Consider the following 21,079-nt stretch of genomic DNA (forward strand, 5'->3'; position numbering starts at 1 on the left):
ATGGTCCGCGACGTTTCGCCACCAGCCGAGTAAGGACAGGCCTTGCCGTTTCTTCGTTTTCTCTTCCTCCTCCTCTTCCTGACGGCAGGTGCGGGTGGTTCTTCCCTGCCGCTCGTAGGGACGGTGATTGCGCATGCCCAGCAGCCGCCAGTTTCGCAGCAGGAAACAATGGAGCAGAAGGCTGCTGACCAGATCGCGAGCCTGAGGACGCGGCTCGATGCGCTCTCGGCGGAGGTCGAGCGTCGGGCAAGTGACGACGCCGCGCTGACCGACATCAAGGTCAGGGTCGATTCGCTGATCCGCGACGTCCTGAAAGTCTCCGTCGACCTGCGCCCGCGCCTGAACGAGATCAAGTCGCGGCTGGATCAGCTCGGCGAACCGCCGAAGGACGGGCAGCCGGCGGAAGCAGAGGAAGTCACGCAGGAACGCCACAAGCTCACCGCCAACCGGCTGGAGGTCAACACGCTGACGGGGCAGGCGGAGGACATCTCGATCAAGGCGTCGGAGCTTTCCAACGCCATCACCAGGATGCGTCGCGAGCTCTTTGCCGAGCAGCTGTTCGCCCATACCGAGATTTCGGCGGAGGTCTTCTCCCAGGCAGCGAGTTCGTTCGTGGCGGAGGCTTCGGATTTCAAGCGCACGCTCGGAAGCTGGGTGACGTTCATCCTGAAGTTCAAGCGCGCCCCCTCGGCATTGCCGTGATGTTGTCGCTCTCGCTCGCTCTCGTGCTGATGTTCGTCGAATATCGTCTGTTCGGCCGGCTGATCAAGCGTGACCAGGCCACCGAGGCGCCGACCTATATGAGCCGCCTGTCGGTCGCGTTCTGGTCGACCATCCTGCCGACGCTGGCGCTCTGCGTCTTCCTGGCCGCGAGCTATTTCTTCCTCGACACGTTCAAGGTCCTCCGTCAGGACGTCGCCCCGATGATGGCCGTCACCTTCGCCTTCGCGGGGCTCGTGGTTTTCGTCGGACTTCTCACGCAGGCGGTCCTTGCACCGAAGGCGCCGACCTGGCGGCTGATCCGGGTTTCCGATCGCGGCGCGCGCCACCTGGTGACGGCCGTTCTGCTGATGGCGGTGATCAACGGGCTCGACTATGTCTTCGGCACCATCAGCGAGTCGCTTGGCTCGCCGGTCGTGCTGACGGTGTTCAAGAGCTTCCTGTCGTCGACGCTGGTCGGCTTCATCATCTTCGCCGTTTCCTTCATGACCCGATCGTCGCCGAGACCGGCGACACCCGGGCACCGGGGCGTCCGTGGCCGAAATGGGTTGCGATGTCGTTGCGTCTGGTCGGTCTCGGGCTGATCTTCCTGAGTGTCGTCGGCTATGTCGGGCTCGCCCGCTTCCTCGCAACGCAGATCATCGTCAACGGGGCGGTGGTCGTGACGATGTATATAGGCATCCTGTCGGGCAAGGCGATCTCGGAACCGGATCGCTTCGGCGACACGCGGGTCGGCCGCTATCTCGAGCGCCGCTTCATGCTCAATCCCGTGGCACTCGACCAGACCGGCATGGCTGCAGGCCTGCTGATCTATCTGTTTGCCTTGTCGATCGGCATTCCGCTGATCCTGATGTCCTGGGGCTTCCAGCCACGCGACATCGAGGCATGGCTCTTCACCATGTTCACCGAGGTCAATGTCGGCAGCATCCAGATCTCGGTGTTCGGCATCCTCGGCGGTATCCTGCTCTTCGTTCTCGGGCTTGTCGGAACTCGGTGGTTCCAGAAGTGGCTGGACGGCAGCATCATGGCCCGCTCGCAGGTCGACCCCGGTGTGCGCAATTCGGTGCGCACTGCGATCGGCTATCTCGGTACCGCGCTTGCAGGGCTCATCGGTGTCTCCGCCGCCGGCATCGACCTCTCGAGCCTGGCGCTCGTTGCCGGTGCGCTCTCGCTCGGCATCGGTTTCGGGCTTCAGAACATCGTGTCGAATTTCGTCTCCGGGCTTATCCTTCTGGCGGAGCGGCCGTTCAAGGTCGGTGACTGGGTCGCGACCGGCACCACGGAGGGCTTCGTGCGGCGCATCTCGGTACGGGCAACCGAGATCGAAACGTTCCAGCGTCAGTCGATCATCGTGCCGAACTCCGAGCTCATCAACGCCTCCGTCGGCAACTGGACGCATCGCAACAGCCTCGGTCGCGTCGATATCCCGGTCGGCGTTGGCTACGACAGCGATCCGCGAAAGGTGATGGCGATCCTCGAAGAAATCGCCCAAACGCATGAGGGTGTCCTGCGTAACCCCGAGCCCTTCGTCATTTTTGACGGCTTCGGCGCGTCCTCACTCGATTTCCGTCTCTGTTTCTTCATCGGCGATGTTCTGAATGCCCGCGGCGTCAAGAACGACATCCACGTCACGATCCTGGAGCGGTTCCGGGCAGAGGGTGTCGAGATACCGTTCCCGCAGCAGGATGTTCACCTGCACGTGCGCTCCGCCGGCGACGCAAGACGTCCGGGCGAGACGCCGGGGAGCGGCGGCCCGATGCTTGCTGCGGTCAATGACTTGCCTGGGATGAGTGGCGATGGCTTGCCGGGCGACGAGACGAATGGCAGTTTGCTGCGCTAGCGTGTTCAGCCGGCGTTCAGGCCGGCCACGATAAAAGAGGGGTGTCGGATGAAGGGATGACCGGAGGCCGACGATGAGCAGGGGAGGCGTCCGCGGGACGCCGCGAAACGATGACGAAACTGGTACTGAGTGTTCTCCTTTCGACATGCATGGCGTCCGGTGCCCTGGCGGCAACGGTCATCAACAGCGGATCGTCGACCGTGGTTCTCCAGGTCGTCGAGGACGGCTCGCGCGTCGAGCTTGCAGTCGACGCCGGCGAAACCGAGAGCTTCTGCCCCTCCGGCTGCTTCGTGACACTTCCGAGCGGTGACCGCATCGGGCTCGAAGGCGGCGAGACCGTCGAGATCAAGGATGGTGCGGCTACCGTCAAGTGACGGCCGCGTCGTCGACGCGACAAGTCAATTCCGGACCATTGCGAGGTCAAAGGCGAGGAGCGGCCAAATGCCACTCCTCCGCTAGCGCATGACTGTCCTCGGGCGCCAGTCGAACGGACGCAAATTAATAGTTCCGCAAACCATTCGGTCTAACGTCCTGCGTCGACAAAAAGCAGTAAAGGCGCTCCATGACTTTCCTTGGTATTTCGGGCATGCAGTACACCGGAGAATCTTTTCCGGACGCGCGTATCATCGTGGCTGAAGATTCGAACGTCTTTACCTCGATGATCCGCACGAGGCTCAAGGAGCTCTTCAACATCGATGTGGAAATCTGTCGTTCTTTCGAGGACTTGCAAGCTGCGAACGAGCTGTCGGACGAGCCGGTGACACTGGCGATTTCCAACATAAACCTGCCCGGAGCCGAGAATGGCGAGGCGCTGGAATACCTGATCGACCTCAATATTCCGACGATCATCTTCACCGGGACGTTCCAGGAGCAATTGCGCGAAAAACTGCTCGCCAAGGACATTGTCGACTATATTTTGAAGGACAACATCTTCGCGGTTGAAATGCTGGCGGAATCGGTTTGTCGTTTCCTCACGAATCATCGGCACCACGTTCTTGTTGTGGATGACAGTCCGACGGCGCGGGCTTTGTTGTCGAGCCGGTTGAAACGCTACAATTTTCGCGTCAGTCTGGCGGAAAGTGGTGCGAAGGCGCTCGAAATACTTAGGGCAAATCAGGATATCGGGCTGGTTATCACTGATTACAACATGCCCGATGTCGACGGCTTCGAGCTGACGAGACGGATAAGGGGGGCGAGGGGGTCTCACGAGTTGCGGATCATCGGGGTGTCTTCCTCGACGGACCGCCTGCTATCGGCACGTTTCCTCAAGGTCGGCGGCAACGACTTCATGTTGCGGCCGTTCATCGATGAGGAGTTCTACTGCCGGGTGAACCAGAATCTCGACACCCTGACACAGATAAAGGCGGCACAGCAAAGACTCCCCTGAGGGCTGTCCGCAAGCAAGTGACAAGAACGGGGTCGGGTGCGCGAGCGCCCGACCGATGCCTGCATCTATCGACGTCGTGCCACTCATTCGGCTTATGGAAGTAAGAGCAATGTCTTTGCCAACCGAAATGACTGCGGATACCAGACCTTCCTCGCGAAAGAAGGGGCATGTTCTGGTCATCGAGGACTCGAGAACGCTCTCCTCTATCCTGTCGCACCGATTCGAAAAGGAACATGGCCTCAGGGTCACCCATTGCGCGACGACCGAGGACTTCCGACATGCAGTGGCCGTCAGTGCGCGGCAATATGACGTGGCGGTGGTGGATCTGAACCTGCCCGATTCTCCCGACGGCCAGATCCTTGATCAGGTGGTTCAGCACGACATTCCCGCCGTCGTATTCACTGCAGACTTCAATCGTCACATGCGCGAGCGCGTTGTCGCGCGCGGCGTCGCCGATTATGTCATCAAGAACAACGAGCGGGCGATCGACATGGTGATCGCAGCGGTGGACCGGATTCTCGCCAACCGCAGCGTTCGCGTTCTCGTCGTCGACGATGTCCCCTCGGCCCGCAAGATGCTCGCCGATCTCCTGAAGCTGCAACAGTTCCAGGTATTCGAGGCATCGACGGGAACGGAGGCGATGACGATGCTCGAGCAGCACCCGGGCATCGAACTCGTCGTCACCGACTACAATATGCCCGATATGGACGGCTACGAACTGACGCGGCGCATCCGGCGGGTGCACACGTCCGACCGGGTGCGGATCATCGGCATTTCCTCTTCGGCGGACAGACTGCTCTCGGCGAGCTTTCTCAAGGCCGGCGCCAACGATTTCGTCTACCGGCCCTTTGTCGTCGAGGAATTGCAGTGTCGGATCGGGCACAATGTCGAGACGCTGTCGCAGATCCGGCAATTGCGGCTGGCGGCCTTCAGCGACTATCTCACCGGTCTGCGCAACCGGCGCCATTTTTTCGACGAGGGCCCGGCGATCGTCGCCTCCTGTCTCGACCGAGGCGAGCCCTGCAGCATGGCGATGCTCGACATCGACCACTTCAAGCGGTTGAACGACACCTATGGCCACGAGATCGGCGACCGCGTGCTGAAGGCGGTCGCGACTCGCCTGCGGGAGACGCTCGACGATACGGACCACATGCTTGCGCGCCTCGGCGGCGAAGAGTTCGGCATCCTGCTGGCCGGCATGGACATCCAGCAGGCGAGCGACTTCTGCGAGATGCTGCGCCATCAGATCGCGGAGGTCAGGGTGGCCCTGGACGACGCCGACCTCGGCGTGACCGCCTCCATCGGTGTGGCGCAGGTCGAAGGGCACGAGAACTTCAGCAATTACTTGAACGCCGCGGACCAGTTCCTCTATCTCGCCAAACGGTACGGCCGAAATCGCGTCTATTCCGAACTCGCCATCCTGCAGGAACTGACTCTGAAGCCTGTCGGAACCTGAAAGCCGGCGGGCACGAAAGGGACCATCCTGATGAGGCGAGGGTGGGGGTGGTATCCCGGCTCGAGGTTTCTATATAGAGGGTTCACGACCCTCCAGGAGCTTCTTCCCCATGTCTCCGATTCTTTCCATTCGTGATCTCAAGAAGACCTATGCCAACGGTTTCCAAGCCCTCAAGGGTGTCTCTCTGGACATCTCAGAAGGGGAGATCATCGCCCTCCTCGGCCCGAACGGGGCCGGCAAGACGACGCTGATCTCGATCGCCTGCGGTATCGCCAATCCGAGCGGCGGCCAGGTGCTGGTGGCCGGTCACGACGTCGTCAGCGAATTTCGCAAGACGCGGTCGATCATCGGCCTCGTCCCGCAGGAACTGACGACCGATCTCTTCGAAACCGTGTTCAACACGGTGAGCTTTTCGCGGGGCCTGCACGGCAAGAAGCCGGATCCCGCCTACATCGAGAGCATCCTCCGCGAGCTGTCGCTGTGGGACAAGCGCGACAATGCGTTGCGCGAACTCTCCGGCGGAATGAAACGGCGTGTGCTGATCGCAAAGGCACTGGCGCACCAACCGCGGCTTCTCTTTCTCGACGAGCCGACGGCAGGCGTTGACGTCAACCTGCGCAAGGACATGTGGCAGCTCGTCTCGCGGCTGCGTGCAGGCGGCGTGACGGTGATCCTGACGACGCACTATATCGAGGAGGCGGAGGAGATCGCCGACCGCATCGGCATCATCAATCACGGCGAACTGCTGCTGGTCGAGGACAAGAATACGCTGATGCGGAAGCTCGGGCGCAAACAGCTCGCCATCGATCTCGTCGATCCCATCGACGCCGTACCGGCCCATCTTGCGGCCTGGCAGCTCGAACTTTCGCCCGAAGGAACGCAACTCATCTACGATTACGACCGGCAGACCAATCACGGTGGCATCACCGGTCTCCTGTCCGCCATCGAGGCGGCAGGTGTCCGGTTTGCCGACCTTTCGACGCGGCAATCGTCGCTCGAGGATATCTTCGTTTCGCTCATCGGAGAAAAGGCATGAACGTCGAGGCGATCAAGGCGATCTACTTCTACGAAATGGCGCGCACCCGCCGGACCCTGCTGCAGAGCGTGGTGTCGCCGGTCGTATCCACCGCGCTTTACTTCATCGTCTTCGGCGCGGCCGTCGGCTCGCGGATGCAGGAGATCGGCGGGGTCGCCTACGGCGCCTTCATCACACCCGGTCTCATCATGCTGACGCTGATCTCGCAGTGCGTCGCGAACGGATCGAGCGGCATCTATTTCCCGAAGTTCACCGGAACGATCTACGAGGTTCTCTCGTCTCCGGTCGCGATGACGGAGGTGCTGATCGGCTATGTCGGGGCGGCCACCACCAAGGGCATGATCATCGGGCTCATCATCCTGGCGACGGCCGCTTTCTTCGTCGATCTCTCGATCGCGCACCCGTTCCTCATGCTGTTCTTCATGCTGATGACCGCCGTCACCTTCAGCCTCGCCGGCTTCATCATCGGCATATGGGCGAAGAATTTCGAGCAGTTGAGCCTCGTGCCGATGCTCGTGGTTCCGCCGCTCATCTTCCTCGGCGGTACCTTCTATTCGGTCGAGGTCCTGCCGCCGTTCTGGCAGACGGTCAGCCATTTCAATCCGGTTCTCTACCTCGTGAGTGGCTTCCGCTGGAGCTTCTTCGAGATATCGGACGTTGAGCCGCTCATCAGCATCCTGATGATCAGCGCCTTCCTCGGGCTCTGTCTCGGCTTTCTCTCCTGGGTGTTCAGAACGGGGTACAAGCTTCGCAACTGATGACGAAAGGCAGGATCAGTCCCTGAGGCGCAGTTCGTCCGACCGCATCTGCAGCGACTGCAGGGTGGACAGGAAGCTCATGCCGAGCAGGCTCTGGTCGAGCTTGCCTTCCTCGACCACCAGCCCTTCTACGTCTGTGCGCAGGATCGGTCCGATCGCCACCTGACGGAGCCGCGCCGGAGCGGCCATGGCACGACCGTTGGCCGTCAGGATCGTGCGGGTGAAGCTCAGGCGCGCCGGATCGATGCCGATCCGCACGGCATCCTCGTAGCTCAGGGCGACCGCACTCGCACCCGTGTCGACGACCATCGACACCGGCACGCCGTCGACATCCACGCTCGTCACGAAATGGCCGCCGAGGGATTTGTGCAGCACCACCTCGGCCTCACCGTCGCTCGCCGTCACCACCACGGCCCGGCCGGGGATGAGGCCGGCCAGCAGCCGCTCGCCGACGGAGCGGAGTTCTCCGCGATAGAGGTAGGCCGTGACCAGTGCCAGAGTGATGAGCAGCCACAGCGCCATCTGGCGTACCGTTTCGCCGAGGCTTCGCCGGCTTGCCAGGATGCCGACGGAGAGTAGCAGGGCGAAGGGCAGCAGGCGGATCGTCTCGCCGAAGCTGTCGTTGTCCATGCCGAAGTTGCGGGCGCCGCCATTGGTGAACAGGAGGACGACCAGGCCGAAGCCGAGAATGAGAAAGACGACGAGAAGCCGCATCAGCCGTTCTCGCGCTCCCGCGCCATGCGGCTGCGGCGGGTTTCGCGGCGCGGCTTCCGCTCGACAGTTTCGAGCCTCGCCGGGAGGGTGGTCATGATTTCCCGGCGCTCGGCATCCGTATAGGAGGTCCAGAGGGCGATCTCGTCCTTGGTCCGGCCGCAGCCGAAGCAGAAGCCGGTCTTCATGTCGATCGAGCAGACGAGGATGCAGGGCGATTCCATCGGCGTTCCTTGTGGTGCGTCCTTTATATCGTCCGCTCAGGAACTCACCGCAAGGGCGATGAGTGCGGCAGCCTCGCAGATCTGCTGTGTCGCGCCGATCGTATCGCCGGTATGACCCTGCAGCTTCTTCCTCGTCAGGGATGTGAAGACGGCAGCGGCGAGGGCGGCAGTCGCCAGGGTGACGATCGTCGTGAAGAGTGACGTGGCAGGCAGAAGGAAGAGGGCGGTAAGGAGCGTGCCGCTGACAAGTGCCGTCTGCAGCGCCGACGTCTCCGGACTGCCGGCGGCTGCGGCGACGCCTTGCGTGCGGGCGGAGGGCAATGCCGACCAGTGCCACACCATCAGCGTCCGGCTGAGCGCAGCGACGCCGACCACGCAGGCCGCCGCGGCGAGCGACGACGTCTCCATCGCGAGCTGGGAAAGCGCGGCGATCCGGAGGCCGAGAATGAGCACCAGCGCCACCGCGCCGTAGGAGCCGACGCGGCTGTCCTTCATGATCTCGAGTGCGTGTTCGCGGTCGCGACCACCGCCGAAGCCGTCGGCCGCGTCCCCGAGGGCATCTTCGTGGAGGGCACCGATCGTCAGCACCTGCACCGTGATGGCGCAGACCGCGGCGAGCAACGGGCCGGCGCCTGCCGCAAGCATGACCGCGAGCACCACGGCACCAGGCAAGGCAATCACCACCCCTGCCGCGGCAAAGGCGCGCACCGTCCGCGAGAGCCTGCCGTCGGCCCCCTCGAAGACATGTGCCGGAACGGGGATCCGGCTCAGAAAACCGACGGCCCTTGCCGTATCGTTGAGGAATTCGCGCAAAGCCATGGCTGTCCGGTGCTCCGTTGCGTTCGCGACAGCATAGGCCGCAATTTCGGTTGTTGCGGTGGCCGGCGCTCAGTATTAGAGGAACCCACAAAGCCGATTTGGCGGAAAAAGACAAGGAAGCCTCCTTCATGACTGTGACCGGCCTGCCGTTCGACGATTTCCGTGCGCTCCTGCGCGACCTGCCAGGGCCGGAGACCGCCGCCCTCATTGCTGCGCGTGATCGGGATCGACAGTTGACCAAGCCGCCGGGGTCGCTCGGCCGGCTCGAGGAGATCGCCATGTGGCTTGCCGCCTGGACCGGTCGTCCGCCGGCGGTCAATCGTCCGCTGGTGGCGATCTTCGCCGGCAACCACGGCGTCACCAAACACGGGATCACGCCGTTCCCGCCGTCCGTCACCCAGCAGATGGTCGAGAATTTCGCCGCCGGCGGAGCTGCGATCAACCAGATCTGCTCGACCTTCGACCTCGGCCTCAAGATCTTCGACCTCGCGCTCGACTACCCGACCGGCGACATCACCTGCGAGGCGGCACTCTCGGAGCGCGACTGCGCCGCGACTATGGCCTTCGGCATGGAAGCGATCGCCGGCGGCACCGATCTCCTCTGCATCGGCGAGATGGGGATCGGGAACACCACCATCGCCGCGGCGATCAACCTCGCGCTCTATGGCGGCACGGCCGAGGAATGGGTCGGCCCCGGGACCGGCTCGCACGGCGAGCTGCTCGAGCGCAAGATCAATGCCGTGACGACAGCCGTCGAGTTCCACCGCGCCCATCTGGACGATCCGCTCGAAATCCTGCGCCGTCTCGGCGGCCGTGAGATCGCTGCCATGGCGGGTGCCATCCTCGCCGCCCGTGTGCAGCGGATTCCGGTCCTGGTCGACGGCTATGTCGCAACAGCGGCCGCCGCCATCCTCAAGGCTGCCAATCCGACCGCCCTCGACCATTGCCTCATCGGCCATGTTTCCGGGGAACCGGGTCACCTGAAAGCCATCGAGAAGCTCGGCAAGACGCCGCTTCTGGCGCTCGGCATGCGGCTCGGCGAAGGTTCGGGTGCAGCCCTTGCCGCCGGCATCGTCAAGGCCGCGGCGGCCTGCCATTCCGGCATGGCAACGTTCGAGAGCGCGGGCGTGAGCAATCAGTCCGATGGCTGACGAGAAGCGCCACACCGAGGCCACCCCCGGCGACACGAGCGATCCCATCCGCAAGGAAACGGGTGTCGCCCATTTCTTCGCGGCGGCACGTTACTCGCGGCAGGGCTTTCTGCGACTGTACGAAGAGTCTGCCTTCCGTCATGAACTCCTTGCCTTCGCGGCCGGCTTCGGCCTCTTCGGGCTCGTCGGCGCGAGCTTCGGCGAGTTCATGACCTATGTCGTCCTGATGTTGTTGCTGTTTGCGGTGGAGGCGCTCAATACGGCGATCGAGGAGCTCGTCGACCGGGTGTCTCCGGAAATCTCGACGGTGGGGCGCAATGCCAAGGATCTCGGCTCGTTCGCGGTCTTCTGCCTGATCCTCGTGAATGCGGGTTTCGTCGGCTACACCGTATTCTTCTGATCCGCCTGGCATTCCGGCATAGATACGGGCGTCGGATAACGGTGTTCAGGCGAACTGGCGCCGGCGCGGTTGCACGGCCTGCGTTTCGGAGACGGCCGGAATGCTCTGCAGCACCCGGCGCGCGGGCAGGATCGCGATGACTTCCGTGCCTTCCCGCAGTTTCGACTTCAGCTTGAATTCGCCGCCGTGCTTGGCAAGGATCGCCTGCACGATTGGCAGGCCGAGGCCGGTGCCCTGTTCTGCGCTCTTGATCGCGACCGATCCTTGCCCGAATGCCGAAAGCACGACGGGGATCTCGTTCTCGGGGATGCCCGGGCCATTGTCGCGGATCGACACGTACTGGCCACCGCCCGCCGTCCAGCCGGCCTTCACGAGGATTTCGCCGCCCTGCGGCGTGAATTTCACCGCGTTTGACAGCAGATTCAGGACCACCTGGCGGATCGCTTTCTCATCCGCCCAGACATCGGGGAGGTTCTGCTCGAACTGTTCCTCGATGGTGATGTTCTTGCCCTTGGCACGCAGCTGCACCATGCCGATGCAGTCTTCGGCGAGGTCCAGCAGCGAAACCGCTTCTTCATGCAGTTCGAACTTGCCGGCCTCGATGCGCGACAGGTCGAGGATCTCGTTGATCAGGTTGAGGAGATGCTGGCCCGAGCGATGAATGTCGTCGGAGTATTCCTTGTAGAGCGGGTTGTTGAGCGGCCCAAGCACCTCCGTCGCCATGACCTCGGAAAAGCCGAGGATGGCGTTGAGCGGCGTGCGCAGTTCGTGCGACATCGATGCGAGGAAGCGTGATTTCGCGAGGTTTGCCTCTTCCGCCCGCCGGCGTGCCTCGTCTGAGAGGGATTTCGCCACTTCGAGTTCGGCGATCAAGTCATCCTTCTCGCTCTGGAAGGAAAGAAGCTTCAGATTGTTATGGTATAGGCGCAGGGTGATGAAGAAGAAGAACACCAGCGCGATCGTGAACATGCCGAGCAGGCCCGCCTCGAGCGGCGCGCGCGTCGTGGCCGTCGTGTAGATGAGGGCCGCCACGGTCGGAAGGAAGCCGAATACGACGGCGCCCCTCAGGAGGATGTTGGCCATCGCCGTGACCGACAGGACGATGAGCAGCACCGCGCCCTTGATGAGGACGACCGTATCGCCCGAACAGCCGTCACATCCCTGCAAGGCGAAGAATGCCCAGCAGACGCCCATGGCGGCCTGTCCGAGGAGCAGCATGCGCCGCCATTTGGTGGTCGCGAGCGTCGCCCGGTCGCGTTTGGAGATGTGCCGGACGAGCAGGATGTTGAGCGAGTGGACGGTGAGCGTCAGCAGGGTCCAGGAATAGATCCAGGGGGCGAGGCTCACATAGGCGCCGAGACCGCCGGCGAGCAAGACCATGAACGGGACGACCGCTGCTCCCTGGAGAGCGGAGTCGACGTGCATCCCAAGTATTTCACGATCGAAGGCCGGTGAGCCGGAGTGGCTCGATTGCAGCCGTTCGCGCATCGTGCGAACCGCTTTCGACACAGCCTTGTTTCGGTGGCTGCGGGAAAGGTCGACGATGTTCTTGTCGGCCGTGGTGGAGACGCCTTTACTCATGCTTCAAAATGTCGTCTGTCGCGCGATGGTGGGAGGCTAGCGACAAAAGATTAAGAAGATGCTCTCGAAAAGGATTTGTTTGCCATGCTCGAAAAGCCTTCGTTCGTGAAGAAGGCCGGATTGTGACCGCTTTTCGGCGCAGTCTCCGCGATGGTGTCGTCGGCGTCGCCATGTTGCTGCTCGCGTTGCTGATCATCGCCAAACTCGATCGGGACGGCGAACGGGACTTCTCCGGCGACCTCTACGTGGTCGATGGGGATACGATCGCCAAAGATAAGAGCCGGGCGAGACTCGAAGGGATTGATGCGCCCGAGTTCTCGCAGGCATGCAAACGTCGCGACGGAGAGACGTGGCGCTGCGGTGTCGAGGCAAGGCGGCGTCTTGCGGAATTGCTGGCGGCTCCCGGCTTTCTCTGCAAGGGCGGTGCTCTCGACCGCTATGGACGCCTTTTGGTGCGCTGCCGTGCGGGAGAACTCGACGTCAACGGGCTCATGGTCCGCGAAGGGCTCGCCGTCGCCTATGGCGGCTATTCGGCGGAGGAAGCGGCCGCCCGCCGCGCAGGCTCCGGCATCTGGAACGGCTCCTTCGACCGGCCGGAGGTGTGGCGGCGTGCAAACGGCCTGGATGCTTCGGAGATGGCCCCCGCCGATGCCGGCAGCCGTCTTTTCGCTTTTCTCCGCCGGTTCTTTGGTATCAATTGACGGACCACGGAGGAAACAGATGAAGTTATATGATGGCGGACGGGCGCCCAACCCGCGCCGGGTGACGGTGTTCCTGAAGGAGAAGGGCATCGAGGTCGAGACCGTGCCGGTGGACATGAACGCCCTCGGCCACAAGGCGCCGGAACTCACCGCCAAGAACCCGCTGCAGCGCTTGCCCGTCCTCGAACTCGACGACGGTACGGTGCTTTGCGAGTCCGTCGCGATCTGCCGTTATCTTGAGGAACTTCAGCCGGATCCGCCGCTTTTCGGCGTCGATGCCCGGGACCGGGCGATCGTCGAAATGTGGAACCGCCGCGCCGAGCTCATCTATTTTACCGCCGTTGCCGCGGCTTTCCGGCATATTCATCCGGCCATGGTGTCGTGGGAAGTGCCGCAGGTGCCGGAATGGGGCGAGGTCAACAAGCCGAAGGCGATCGAATTCCTGCGGTTCCTGAACGAGGAGCTTGCCGGACGACCCTTTGTCGCCGGGCAGCGGTATACCATCGCCGACATCACCGCGATGATTGCCTTCGACTTCATGAAGCCGGCCCGGATCACCTGTCCGGAGGAGTTCACCCATGTGTGGCGCTGGTACAGGGAGGTCGCCTCCCGTCCGAGCGCGGCCCTTTGACCGGCCTGTTGATGGCGAAGGATCAATTGGAGCAACTGCGCAGGGAAATCGCGCTTTGCCGGATCTGTCGTGACACGCCGCAAGGCGGGACGGCAGAGCGCTTGCCGCATGAACCGCGCCCGGTCGCCGTCCTTTCCGGGACCGCACGCATCCTGATCGCCGGCCAGGCGCCCGGTCTTCGCGTGCACGAGACGGGACTGCCCTTCAATGACGCCTCCGGTGACCGCCTGCGGCAATGGATGGGGGTGGATCGCGAGGCCTTCTACGATCCCGGGCGTTTCGCCATCGTGCCGATGGGATTCTGTTTTCCCGGCTACAACAGTCAGGGTCACGACCTGCCGCCGCGGCGTGAATGCGCGCCTGCCTGGCGCGACCGCGTGATTGCGGCGATGCCGCAGGTCGAGCTTATCCTCGCCGTCGGACAATATGCGCACGCCTGGCACCTCGGCAGCCGGCGGAAGCGAACGCTCGGCGAGACGGTGCGGCACTGGCATGAGTACCTCCGCGATGTCGAATCGCCCGGCCCGAGAGTGCTGCCGCTGCCGCATCCGAGCTGGCGGAACACGGGATGGCTGAAGAGAAATCCATGGTTCGAGCAGGAGTTGCTTCCGGTGCTGCGCGAGGAAGTGGATCGTTTGTGTTCTTCGCCTTTGTGAGCTTTCAAAACGGAGAATCTCCGCTATACCGGGAATAATTTTCCGAAGGATCATGGCATGGACCGTCTCGACCGAAAGATTTTGCGCATACTCCAGGAAGATTCCACGCTCGCCGTGGCCGATCTCGCCAAGAAGGTCGGACTTTCCACGACGCCTTGCTGGCGCCGTATCCAGAAGATGGAGGAGGACGGCGTCATTCGCCGGCGGGTGGCGCTTCTCGATCCCGGCAAGGTCAACACCAAGGTCACCGTCTTCGTGTCGATCCGCACCAACACCCATTCGATCGAATGGCTGAAGCGCTTCTCCGAAGTGGTCGTCGACTTTCCGGAAGTCGTCGAATTCTACCGCATGAGCGGCGACGTCGACTATCTGCTGCGCGTGGTGGTGCCGGATATCGCCGCCTACGACGCCTTCTACAAACGGTTGATCGCTCGAATCGAGATCCGCGACGTATCCTCGGCTTTCGCCATGGAGCAGATCAAGTACACGACCGAGCTGCCGCTCGACTACATGCTCCTCGACAACCCGAAGTCCCAGGAGGACTGACCTCGTCCCGTAGGGGCGTCAGTCCTTCAGCCGCGCCAGGACCTTTTCGCTCGCAAGCTCGCGCACGGCATCCCTGCCGATCCAGCGGGCGGTCTTGTTCGCACTGGTGGCGAGCTTCTCCGCGAGATCGAGCGACGGGACGTGGCAGGTGCGGTTGCGCTTGCCGATGTTGCGGAGCGCCCAGTTCACCGCCTTGCGGACGAAGTTGCGCTCGTCTGAAGCGTGCGTTTCGACCAGCGCCAGGTAGCCGAGGATCAGGCTGTCCGGCTCCTGCTTAAGGTGAACCGCCGCCGAGGCGATCATCGAAAAGGCTGTGCGTCGCACGAATTCACGTTCGTCGGCTGCGAATTCCGGAATGAGGCGTTCCAGCCGCGCGGTGACGAAAAGGTCGGCTGCGGCGTCGACGATTTCCCACGACGCGAAATCGCCGGCGAGACGGCGCGCCGTTGCGGCCTCCAGCGTCTTCGGATCGAGCGTGTAGAGCGCCAGCATCCGCGCTTCACGGATACCGGTCTCCCAGAGTTCGAGCGCCCGGGCAGGGTTCTTCTTCACCTGCCGGGCGATCTTTTGCATCACAGGGTTGGAAATGCCGAGCGCGTTGTCGGTCACGATGCCGAACCGGCCCATGCCGGCAATGTTCTCGTAGTTCCTCAGTGTTCCGAGGAAGGCGACGATCTCACCGGTGGTCGCGGCCGGTCCGAGGGTCATTTTTCAAGCCGTGCGAGAAGCGAGGACGTGTCCCAGCGCTTGCCGCCGAGCTTCTGCACCTCGCCGTAGAACTGGTCGACGAGCGCGGTGACGGGCAGGGCGGCGCCGTTGCGGCGGGCTTCCGAGAGCACGATGTCGAGGTCCTTGCGCATCCAGTCGACGGCGAAGCCAAAATCGTACTTGCTCTGGTTCATGGTCTTGTAGCGGTTTTCCATCTGCCAGGAGCCGGCTGCGCCCTTGGAGATGACTTCGATAACCTTTTCAATGTCGAGGCCGGCTTTCTTGCCAAAGTGAATCCCTTCGGCGAGGCCCTGGACGAGGCCGGCGATGCAGATCTGGTTGACCATCTTGGTGAGCTGGCCGGCGCCGGCAGGCCCCATCAGCCCGACCATCCGTGCATAGGCGTCGATGACCGGCCGGGCGCGCTCGAAGACCGCTTCGTCGCCGCCGCACATCACCGTCAGAACGCCGTTTTCGGCACCTGCCTGGCCGCCGGAGACGGGTGCGTCGATGAAGTCGCAGCCTCTGGCCTTCGCGGCGTCATAGAGTTCACGGGCGACCTCGGCCGAGGCGGTGGTGTTGTCGATCAGCACGGCTCCGGACTTCATGCCGGCAAGCACGCCGTCGGGGCCGATGGTCACGGAGCGGAGGTCGTCGTCGTTGCCGACGCAGGTGAAGACGAAGTCGGCATCGCGGGCAGCTTCCGCCGGCGTGGCGGCGGCGCGGCCGCCGTGTTGCTTCACCCAGCTCTCCGCCTTTGCGGTCGTCCGGTTGTAGACGGTGACGTCATGGCCTCCCTTCGCCTTCAGGTGTCCGGCCATGGGATATCCCATGACGCCCAGTCCGATGAATGCAATCCTGGCCATGTCGTCTCTCCCGAAAGTTCGTTTGCAGCGAAAGCTTTAGAGGAAAGACGTCTGCTCCTCAATCGCGATCTCCGGGAGAGGTTGCCCGATCGTCGTCGGCTGTTCAGTCCTTGAGACGCGCTATCACGAGATGGCCGGGGCTCGGCTCGCCGTCCTGCATGCGCACGTTGATCTCGCCGATCTCGACCACCTCGAAGCCGGTCTGTTCGAGCCGTTCGCGGATATAGGCCTCCGAATGCAGGAAGCGCTGGTGCGGGCCGACGATGTAGGCGCGGCCATCCCCTGCTGAAAGGGTCTCCGAGGAGAAGACGAAAATTCCGCCCGGCACCATGTTCTCGCTGGCGCCGAAGAAGAGCGGCTCGAGCGCGCCGAGATAGGGCAGCACGTCCGTCGCGGTGATGAGGTCGAAGGCTTCCTCGTCGTTGTCTTCTAGGAAATCCTCGACTTCGGCGACGTAGAGCGTTTCGTAGAGGTCCTTCTCGTGGGCGAGTTCGACCATGTTCTCCGAGATGTCGATGCCGGTAATGTCGCCGACCATGTCGCGGAGCGCGCCGCCGGTGAGCCCGGTGCCGCAACCGAGATCGAGCATGCGCCGGAACGGACCGAGGCCGAGCGCCTGCAGGCGCTGGCGAACCATCATCGGCACCGTGTAGCCGAGCTGTTCGACGAGGATGTCCTCGAAGGCTTCGGCGTGCTGGTCGAAGAGGGTTTCGACATAGGCGTCGGGTGCCTTCGGCGGTGTTTCGCCGCGGCCGAGGGCTGCGATACGGACGGCCGCGCCGCCGTGGTCTTCGGGGTCGAGTTCGAGAACGTGCCGGTAGGCCTCGACAGCCGCGTCGACATTGCCGGCCTTTTCGAGCGCCAGCGCGCGGTGATAGGCCTCCGCCAGTGCTTCTTCGTCGATCTTTGCCATGTGGAAGCTCCTCGGGGAGTGTTCGTCTTCCGGCGCCCGGCGCCGCGAGGCCCGGGTCTACAGACTCCCGGCGGATTTGGCAATGCGGACGCCCGGAACCTGCGGGCGTCTTCTCCGTTGTAGAGACATTGATGCATCCAGCGTTCGGGGGAAATATGGCCAAGGAGTCTCCGCTGCGCGCGGCAGTGGTGCACGAGGCGCGAAGGGCGCCGACACTGCCCGTCACCTCCGCCGAGAAGGCGAATCTGATCATTCACTACTACCGCGGCGAGATCGGCCGGATGATCAGCTGGCGCGACCGCATCGACCGGAGTTCCAACTGGGCGATCACCGTCGTCGCCGGCCTTCTGTCAGTCTCCCTGTCGACACCGACCTCGCATCACGGCGTCGTGCTCTTCGCCATGCTTCTCATTTCGCTCTTCCTGCTGATCGAGGCGCGTCGCTACCGCTTCTTCGACGTCTATCGCGCCCGCGTCCGCCAGCTGGAACGCTACTATTTCGCCCAGGCGCTGTGCCCGGATGACGAACTCAATCCTGACTGGGCCGCAGCGATCGCGAAAAGCCTGCGCCAGCCGACATTCCTCATCAGCTACCGCGAGGCGCTGTTCCGCCGCATTCGCCGCAACTACTGCTGGATGTACATGATCCTGCTGCTGGCCTGGAGCCTGAAGATATCCACGCCCAAACTCCTGCCCGACCAGCCGCGGGCGGATCTGGTCCATTCGCTGGCGCAGCTGGTCCACAATGCGGCGCTCGGCGGCGTGCCTGGCTGGGCCGTGCTGACGGTCGTCGGCTTTTGGCACGCCGGCATTCTCTACGCCGCCCTCCACAGGGAACCCGACGAGGGCGAATTCGCCCACGGCGAGGTTCATGTGTGATTTCTCCTCAGTGGAGGATGAACTCGCCCTTCAACGCCCGCCACTCGTTGGCACCGATCAGCCGCCGATGGACGTAGCAGACGGAATGGAGCGGTCCGTCGAGCTTCTCCTGCCAGAATGTCAGGAAGCTCTTCATTTCCGGAAATTCCGGCGCGAGATCATAGTGCTGCCAAACATAGGTTTGCAGCACGGCAGGGTGATCCGGCATCCGGTAGAGGATTTGTGCGGTCGTCAGGCCGTAGCCCTTCAGCATCATTTCCATGTCGTGGTTCATCGCAGCCTCGCAACGCTGTTCCCATTGCTCTCCCGCCGGAACGAATGGCGTTTGCCGCTTCTGTCGTACCCCGACGGGGTCTTTCCCAGACATGACCATGGAAGCACCGCTTTGCTTAAGCGAGGCTTAATATTCGTTCGAATTTCGGAAATTATACCTTTCCAATCAGGTGGTTGGCAGTTCTCATCGCCGAGTGCTGCCAGCGCCGCCCAGCCTGTCTTGCGGGCGGCGCTGCGAGCTTACCGTTTGAGGTGGCGGGTCAGGCGGGCTTCGAGAGCTGCCCAGACGTGACGCATGGTCTCGACGATCGACAGGTAGAAGACTGCGGCCCAGAGATAGGCCTGATAATCGAAGGTCCGCGAGAAGGTGTAGCGGGTCTGGCCCATAAGATCGAGCACGGTGACGACCGCGACGACCGCCGAGCCCTTGATCATCAGCACGATCTCATTGCCGTAAGGGCGAAGTGCCACGATGAGGGCTTGCGGCAGGATGATCTTCCAGAACGTGACGAAGGGCGAGAGACCGAGCGACTTCGCGCCCTCGATCTGGCCGTTCGGAACGCTCTGGATGGCGCCGCGCAGGATTTCGGCCTGATAGGCGGCGGTGTTCATGGTCATCGACAGCAGTGCGCAGTACCAGGCTTCACGGAAAAACCACCAGAGGCCGACCGCCTCGATCTGCGGACGGAAGCTGCCGAGACCGTAATAGATGAGATAGATCTGGGCGAGCAGCGGCGTCCCGCGGAAGATGTAAACATAGGCGTAGGAGATACCGTTCAGCACCCGGTTCTTCGACATCCGGGCAAAGGCGATCGGCATTGAAAGGACTGCGCCGAAGAAGATGGAGGCGAAGACGAGCGTTGCCGTGACCCAGAGACCGGAGAGGTAGCGCGGTCCGTACTTGACGAATTTGTCGGTGTCCCAGTTGCTGACCATCATGTAGATCAGCGAGAGCGCCAGCAGCCCCCAAAGGGCGAGGCCGACATACCCGATCAGCCGGCCCGCTGTCGTGGGCTTCGCCGGCATGACGGGGGCGGGGCGGGGGGCGATGAGTTCGGTCGTGTAGCTCATCGGCGGGCCTCCGCACGACGGCTCCAGCGGTCGATGAGGCTGAGGCCACCCGACGAAAGCACGGCCAGCCCGAGATAGAGGCCACAGGCGAGCACGTAGAAGAAGAAGGCTTCCTTGCTGACCTTCGCGGCAACGCCCGTCTGACGCAGGATGTCGGTGAGGCCGATGACCGAAACGAGTGCCGTATCCTTCAGAAGGTTCATCCAGAGATTTCCGAGTCCGGGAAGGGCAATGCGGATCAGCTGCGGCAGGATGACCAGCCGCATCGTCCGCCCGCGGTGAAGGCCGAGCGCGTCGCCGGCTTCGTACTGTCCCTGCGGAATGGCGCGGAAGGCCGAAAGCAGCACTTCCGAGCAGTAGGAGGAAAATACGACCGAGAGTGCGATCATGCCGGAGGCGAAGGCGTTGATCTCGACACGTTCGTCGTAGCCGAAGGCGTTGAGCACGGCCTGGATCGCCATCTGCAGGCCGTAATAGACGATGAAGAGCGTGAGGAGCTCCGGAAGGCCTCGGAAGATCGTCGTGTATATACCACCGGCCAGTCTCAGGATCTTGTCCTGCGACTGCATGGCGAGTGCGATCATGAACCCCATCAGCAGCCCGACCGGCAACGTCGCCAGGGATAGCGTCACCGTGACCTTCACGCCGAAGGCGATTTCATCGCCCCACCCCTCGGGGCCGCACGATGCCAGAGTTGAGCCGAAGAGAGTAAAGAGGCCTGCAGGTCCGCAAAACGGATCAAACGTATATTGCACCCAGGCCCAGAGTGCGCCGATCGCGGAAAGTAATCCGCTCATGCCTGTTCCCCTGTCGCGGTCTGCGCCGCCTTGTCCTTGTTTCCGTCTGCACGAAACGTAAATGGCGGAAGAACCTGCCTTCCGCCATCCGTGAGCGATCTCCGAACCCGGCGATTATTCGCCGTAAACGTCGAAGTCGAAGTACTTGTCGTTGATTTCCTTGTACTTGCCGTTGGCGCGGATCGCCTTGATCGCAGCGCTGAACTTGTCGGCCAGCGCGGTTTCGCCCTTGCGGACGGCAATGCCGGCACCGGGGCCGTTGATTTCGACATCCGGCGTCAGAGCCGCCATGATCTTGCAGCAAGCGCCGGCGTCCGACTTCACCCATTCCGACAGGACGACGACGTCATCGATGACGGCGTCGACGCGGCCGCCTTCGAGGTCGAGCTTGTACTCGTCCGTCGTCGGGTAGAGCTTCAGCTCGGAATCGGGCATGTGCTTTTCAGCATAGTTGGCGTGGGTGGTGGACGACTGTGCGCCGAGGACCTTGCCCTTCAGGTCGTCTACCGTCTTGATATCCGAGTCCTTCGCAACGGCGATCGCCGGTCCGGTGTTGTAGTATTTCTCGGAGAAATCGACCTTTTCCAGCCGTTCCGGCGTGATCGACATGGAAGCGATGATGGCATCGAACTTCTTCGCCTGCAGGGCGGGAATGATGCCGTCCCAGTCCTGGGTGACGAATTCACATTCGACCTTCATTTCTTCGCAAAGCGCCCGGGCGATGTCGATGTCGAAGCCGACCAGGGTGCCGTCGGCCTGCAGGTTGTTGAAGGGCGGATAGGCGCCCTCGGTGCCGATGATCAGCTTTTCGCCTTCGGCCATGGCGTTGCCCGCGAAAAGCGACATCGCGGCAATGGACACCGCTGCAAAGAAACGGGTGGAGATACGCATAATGATCCTCTCTGTTGGTCATCCGCGCGGTTGTCATTCCCGCGCTCACTGGGATGGCGGCACCG

The 21,079-nt window shown here is 62.7% G+C and carries 26 protein-coding genes; 15 read left to right on the plus strand and 11 right to left on the minus strand.

Translation table 11 applies throughout. The annotated features are described in order from the left end of the window. Window positions 1-42 precede the first annotated feature (42 nt). From H4I97_RS05740 to H4I97_RS05775, 8 genes are all read left to right on the plus strand, one after another. Window positions 43-702 (plus strand): hypothetical protein, encoded by a 660-nt coding sequence (locus tag H4I97_RS05740; RefSeq protein WP_182306959.1) that lies wholly within the window; start codon window positions 43-45, stop codon window positions 700-702. Beyond that, window positions 702-1,304, plus strand: coding sequence for a hypothetical protein (locus H4I97_RS05745; RefSeq protein WP_182306960.1), 603 nt, complete (start codon window positions 702-704; stop codon window positions 1,302-1,304). The genes H4I97_RS05740 and H4I97_RS05745 overlap by 1 nt, the downstream gene beginning before the upstream one ends. Further along, window positions 1,274-2,560, plus strand: a complete 1,287-nt coding sequence (locus H4I97_RS05750; protein WP_182306961.1) for a mechanosensitive ion channel family protein — start codon at window positions 1,274-1,276, stop codon at window positions 2,558-2,560. Before H4I97_RS05745 ends, H4I97_RS05750 begins: the two co-directional genes overlap by 31 nt. Window positions 2,561-2,670: 110 nt before the next feature. Then, window positions 2,671-2,934, plus strand: a complete 264-nt coding sequence (locus tag H4I97_RS05755; RefSeq protein ID WP_182306962.1) for a hypothetical protein — start codon at window positions 2,671-2,673, stop codon at window positions 2,932-2,934. A gap of 188 nt (window positions 2,935-3,122) precedes the next feature. Then, window positions 3,123-3,947: a response regulator gene (locus tag H4I97_RS05760; protein ID WP_182306963.1), complete on the plus strand. Its 825-nt coding sequence runs from the start codon at window positions 3,123-3,125 to the stop codon at window positions 3,945-3,947. Window positions 3,948-4,056: 109 nt separating this feature from the next. Beyond that, on the plus strand, window positions 4,057-5,403 hold the full coding sequence (locus tag H4I97_RS05765; RefSeq protein ID WP_182306964.1) for a diguanylate cyclase: 1,347 nt from the start codon (window positions 4,057-4,059) through the stop codon (window positions 5,401-5,403). A gap of 109 nt (window positions 5,404-5,512) precedes the next feature. After that, window positions 5,513-6,439 carry an ABC transporter ATP-binding protein gene (locus H4I97_RS05770; protein WP_182306965.1) on the plus strand — a complete coding sequence of 309 codons (927 nt, stop codon included), beginning with the start codon at window positions 5,513-5,515 and terminating at the stop codon, window positions 6,437-6,439. Next, a complete protein-coding gene (locus tag H4I97_RS05775; protein WP_182306966.1) occupies window positions 6,436-7,197 on the plus strand; it encodes an ABC transporter permease in 762 nt (253 codons plus the stop codon). Before H4I97_RS05770 ends, H4I97_RS05775 begins: the two co-directional genes overlap by 4 nt. A 15-nt stretch (window positions 7,198-7,212) precedes the next feature. On the opposite strand, the gene H4I97_RS05780 is transcribed toward H4I97_RS05775, so the two are convergent. The 3 genes from H4I97_RS05780 to H4I97_RS05790 are packed head-to-tail and all read right to left on the minus strand — an operon-like array spanning window position 7,213 to window position 8,951. Next, the gene (locus tag H4I97_RS05780; protein WP_182307552.1) at window positions 7,213-7,914 is read right to left on the minus strand and encodes a TIGR02281 family clan AA aspartic protease; all 702 of its coding nucleotides are present in this window, start codon (window positions 7,912-7,914) and stop codon (window positions 7,213-7,215) included. Continuing rightward, window positions 7,911-8,132, minus strand: coding sequence for a DUF1289 domain-containing protein (locus H4I97_RS05785; RefSeq protein WP_182307553.1), 222 nt, complete (start codon window positions 8,130-8,132; stop codon window positions 7,911-7,913). The genes H4I97_RS05780 and H4I97_RS05785 overlap by 4 nt, the downstream gene beginning before the upstream one ends. 36 nt (window positions 8,133-8,168) lie before the next feature. Next, window positions 8,169-8,951 (minus strand): adenosylcobinamide-GDP ribazoletransferase, encoded by a 783-nt coding sequence (locus H4I97_RS05790; protein WP_182306967.1) that lies wholly within the window; start codon window positions 8,949-8,951, stop codon window positions 8,169-8,171. Window positions 8,952-9,079: 128 nt separating this feature from the next. Between H4I97_RS05790 and cobT the strand changes: the two genes are divergently transcribed. Both cobT and H4I97_RS05800 read left to right on the plus strand, forming a co-directional pair. Beyond that, window positions 9,080-10,102, plus strand: a complete 1,023-nt coding sequence (cobT, locus tag H4I97_RS05795; protein ID WP_182306968.1) for a nicotinate-nucleotide--dimethylbenzimidazole phosphoribosyltransferase — start codon at window positions 9,080-9,082, stop codon at window positions 10,100-10,102. Then, a complete protein-coding gene (locus H4I97_RS05800) occupies window positions 10,095-10,502 on the plus strand; it encodes a diacylglycerol kinase (protein ID WP_182306969.1) in 408 nt (135 codons plus the stop codon). Before cobT ends, H4I97_RS05800 begins: the two co-directional genes overlap by 8 nt. 45 nt (window positions 10,503-10,547) lie before the next feature. Here the strand turns inward: H4I97_RS05800 and H4I97_RS05805 are convergent, their stop codons facing one another. Then, window positions 10,548-12,083: a sensor histidine kinase gene (locus H4I97_RS05805; RefSeq protein ID WP_182306970.1), complete on the minus strand. Its 1,536-nt coding sequence runs from the start codon at window positions 12,081-12,083 to the stop codon at window positions 10,548-10,550. 122 nt (window positions 12,084-12,205) lie between these two features. Between H4I97_RS05805 and H4I97_RS05810 the strand changes: the two genes are divergently transcribed. The 4 genes from H4I97_RS05810 to H4I97_RS05825 are packed head-to-tail and all read left to right on the plus strand — an operon-like array spanning window position 12,206 to window position 14,617. Further along, a complete protein-coding gene (locus tag H4I97_RS05810; protein WP_182306971.1) occupies window positions 12,206-12,784 on the plus strand; it encodes a thermonuclease family protein in 579 nt (192 codons plus the stop codon). A gap of 19 nt (window positions 12,785-12,803) precedes the next feature. Further along, a complete protein-coding gene (locus tag H4I97_RS05815; RefSeq protein WP_182306972.1) occupies window positions 12,804-13,415 on the plus strand; it encodes a glutathione S-transferase family protein in 612 nt (203 codons plus the stop codon). An 11-nt stretch (window positions 13,416-13,426) separates the two neighbouring features. Further along, window positions 13,427-14,071 carry a uracil-DNA glycosylase family protein gene (locus H4I97_RS05820; RefSeq protein WP_182307554.1) on the plus strand — a complete coding sequence of 215 codons (645 nt, stop codon included), beginning with the start codon at window positions 13,427-13,429 and terminating at the stop codon, window positions 14,069-14,071. Window positions 14,072-14,128: 57 nt separating this feature from the next. Then, window positions 14,129-14,617, plus strand: a complete 489-nt coding sequence (locus tag H4I97_RS05825; protein WP_182306973.1) for an Lrp/AsnC family transcriptional regulator — start codon at window positions 14,129-14,131, stop codon at window positions 14,615-14,617. A gap of 18 nt (window positions 14,618-14,635) precedes the next feature. Here H4I97_RS05825 and H4I97_RS05830 read toward each other — a convergent pair whose 3' ends face one another. The 3 genes from H4I97_RS05830 to H4I97_RS05840 form a co-directional block, all read right to left on the minus strand. Beyond that, a complete protein-coding gene (locus tag H4I97_RS05830) occupies window positions 14,636-15,325 on the minus strand; it encodes a DNA alkylation repair protein (RefSeq protein ID WP_182306974.1) in 690 nt (229 codons plus the stop codon). Next, the gene (locus H4I97_RS05835) at window positions 15,322-16,191 is read right to left on the minus strand and encodes an NAD(P)-dependent oxidoreductase (RefSeq protein WP_182306975.1); all 870 of its coding nucleotides are present in this window, start codon (window positions 16,189-16,191) and stop codon (window positions 15,322-15,324) included. Before H4I97_RS05835 ends, H4I97_RS05830 begins: the two co-directional genes overlap by 4 nt. Before the next feature lie 103 nt (window positions 16,192-16,294). Further along, on the minus strand, window positions 16,295-17,104 hold the full coding sequence (locus tag H4I97_RS05840; protein ID WP_182306976.1) for a class I SAM-dependent methyltransferase: 810 nt from the start codon (window positions 17,102-17,104) through the stop codon (window positions 16,295-16,297). A 155-nt stretch (window positions 17,105-17,259) separates the two neighbouring features. Here H4I97_RS05840 and H4I97_RS05845 point away from each other — a divergent pair, with 155 nt between their 5' ends. Further along, window positions 17,260-17,982 (plus strand): DUF2270 domain-containing protein, encoded by a 723-nt coding sequence (locus H4I97_RS05845; RefSeq protein ID WP_182306977.1) that lies wholly within the window; start codon window positions 17,260-17,262, stop codon window positions 17,980-17,982. A gap of 7 nt (window positions 17,983-17,989) precedes the next feature. Here the strand turns inward: H4I97_RS05845 and H4I97_RS05850 are convergent, their stop codons facing one another. From H4I97_RS05850 to H4I97_RS05865, 4 genes are all read right to left on the minus strand, one after another. Then, window positions 17,990-18,256 (minus strand): usg protein, encoded by a 267-nt coding sequence (locus H4I97_RS05850; RefSeq protein ID WP_182306978.1) that lies wholly within the window; start codon window positions 18,254-18,256, stop codon window positions 17,990-17,992. 239 nt (window positions 18,257-18,495) lie between these two features. Next, a complete protein-coding gene (locus tag H4I97_RS05855; RefSeq protein WP_182306979.1) occupies window positions 18,496-19,326 on the minus strand; it encodes an ABC transporter permease in 831 nt (276 codons plus the stop codon). Next, window positions 19,323-20,123: an ABC transporter permease gene (locus H4I97_RS05860; protein WP_182306980.1), complete on the minus strand. Its 801-nt coding sequence runs from the start codon at window positions 20,121-20,123 to the stop codon at window positions 19,323-19,325. The genes H4I97_RS05855 and H4I97_RS05860 overlap by 4 nt, the downstream gene beginning before the upstream one ends. Window positions 20,124-20,237: 114 nt before the next feature. Further along, window positions 20,238-21,014: an ABC transporter substrate-binding protein gene (locus H4I97_RS05865; RefSeq protein ID WP_182306981.1), complete on the minus strand. Its 777-nt coding sequence runs from the start codon at window positions 21,012-21,014 to the stop codon at window positions 20,238-20,240. Between the last annotated feature and the right edge of the window lie 65 nt (window positions 21,015-21,079).

The sequence above is a fragment of the Ciceribacter thiooxidans genome (assembly GCF_014126615.1).
Taxonomy (GTDB): domain Bacteria; phylum Pseudomonadota; class Alphaproteobacteria; order Rhizobiales; family Rhizobiaceae; genus Allorhizobium; species Allorhizobium thiooxidans.

Coding starts and splice junctions, on each gene's coding strand:
- H4I97_RS05745 (WP_182306960.1), top strand. CDS start 702: ATGTTGTCGCTCTCGCTCGCTCTCGTGCTGATGTTCGTCGAATATCGT.
- H4I97_RS05750 (WP_182306961.1), top strand. CDS start 1,274: ATGTCGTTGCGTCTGGTCGGTCTCGGGCTGATCTTCCTGAGTGTCGTC.
- H4I97_RS05755 (WP_182306962.1), top strand. CDS start 2,671: ATGACGAAACTGGTACTGAGTGTTCTCCTTTCGACATGCATGGCGTCC.
- H4I97_RS05760 (WP_182306963.1), top strand. CDS start 3,123: ATGACTTTCCTTGGTATTTCGGGCATGCAGTACACCGGAGAATCTTTT.
- H4I97_RS05765 (WP_182306964.1), top strand. CDS start 4,057: ATGTCTTTGCCAACCGAAATGACTGCGGATACCAGACCTTCCTCGCGA.
- H4I97_RS05770 (WP_182306965.1), top strand. CDS start 5,513: ATGTCTCCGATTCTTTCCATTCGTGATCTCAAGAAGACCTATGCCAAC.
- H4I97_RS05775 (WP_182306966.1), top strand. CDS start 6,436: ATGAACGTCGAGGCGATCAAGGCGATCTACTTCTACGAAATGGCGCGC.
- H4I97_RS05785 (WP_182307553.1), bottom strand. CDS start 8,132: ATGGAATCGCCCTGCATCCTCGTCTGCTCGATCGACATGAAGACCGGC.
- H4I97_RS05790 (WP_182306967.1), bottom strand. CDS start 8,951: ATGGCTTTGCGCGAATTCCTCAACGATACGGCAAGGGCCGTCGGTTTT.
- cobT (WP_182306968.1), top strand. CDS start 9,080: ATGACTGTGACCGGCCTGCCGTTCGACGATTTCCGTGCGCTCCTGCGC.
- H4I97_RS05800 (WP_182306969.1), top strand. CDS start 10,095: ATGGCTGACGAGAAGCGCCACACCGAGGCCACCCCCGGCGACACGAGC.
- H4I97_RS05805 (WP_182306970.1), bottom strand. CDS start 12,083: ATGAGTAAAGGCGTCTCCACCACGGCCGACAAGAACATCGTCGACCTT.
- H4I97_RS05815 (WP_182306972.1), top strand. CDS start 12,804: ATGAAGTTATATGATGGCGGACGGGCGCCCAACCCGCGCCGGGTGACG.
- H4I97_RS05820 (WP_182307554.1), top strand. CDS start 13,427: ATGGCGAAGGATCAATTGGAGCAACTGCGCAGGGAAATCGCGCTTTGC.
- H4I97_RS05825 (WP_182306973.1), top strand. CDS start 14,129: ATGGACCGTCTCGACCGAAAGATTTTGCGCATACTCCAGGAAGATTCC.
- H4I97_RS05830 (WP_182306974.1), bottom strand. CDS start 15,325: ATGACCCTCGGACCGGCCGCGACCACCGGTGAGATCGTCGCCTTCCTC.
- H4I97_RS05835 (WP_182306975.1), bottom strand. CDS start 16,191: ATGGCCAGGATTGCATTCATCGGACTGGGCGTCATGGGATATCCCATG.
- H4I97_RS05840 (WP_182306976.1), bottom strand. CDS start 17,104: ATGGCAAAGATCGACGAAGAAGCACTGGCGGAGGCCTATCACCGCGCG.
- H4I97_RS05845 (WP_182306977.1), top strand. CDS start 17,260: ATGGCCAAGGAGTCTCCGCTGCGCGCGGCAGTGGTGCACGAGGCGCGA.
- H4I97_RS05850 (WP_182306978.1), bottom strand. CDS start 18,256: ATGAACCACGACATGGAAATGATGCTGAAGGGCTACGGCCTGACGACC.
- H4I97_RS05855 (WP_182306979.1), bottom strand. CDS start 19,326: ATGAGCTACACGACCGAACTCATCGCCCCCCGCCCCGCCCCCGTCATG.
- H4I97_RS05860 (WP_182306980.1), bottom strand. CDS start 20,123: ATGAGCGGATTACTTTCCGCGATCGGCGCACTCTGGGCCTGGGTGCAA.
- H4I97_RS05865 (WP_182306981.1), bottom strand. CDS start 21,014: ATGCGTATCTCCACCCGTTTCTTTGCAGCGGTGTCCATTGCCGCGATG.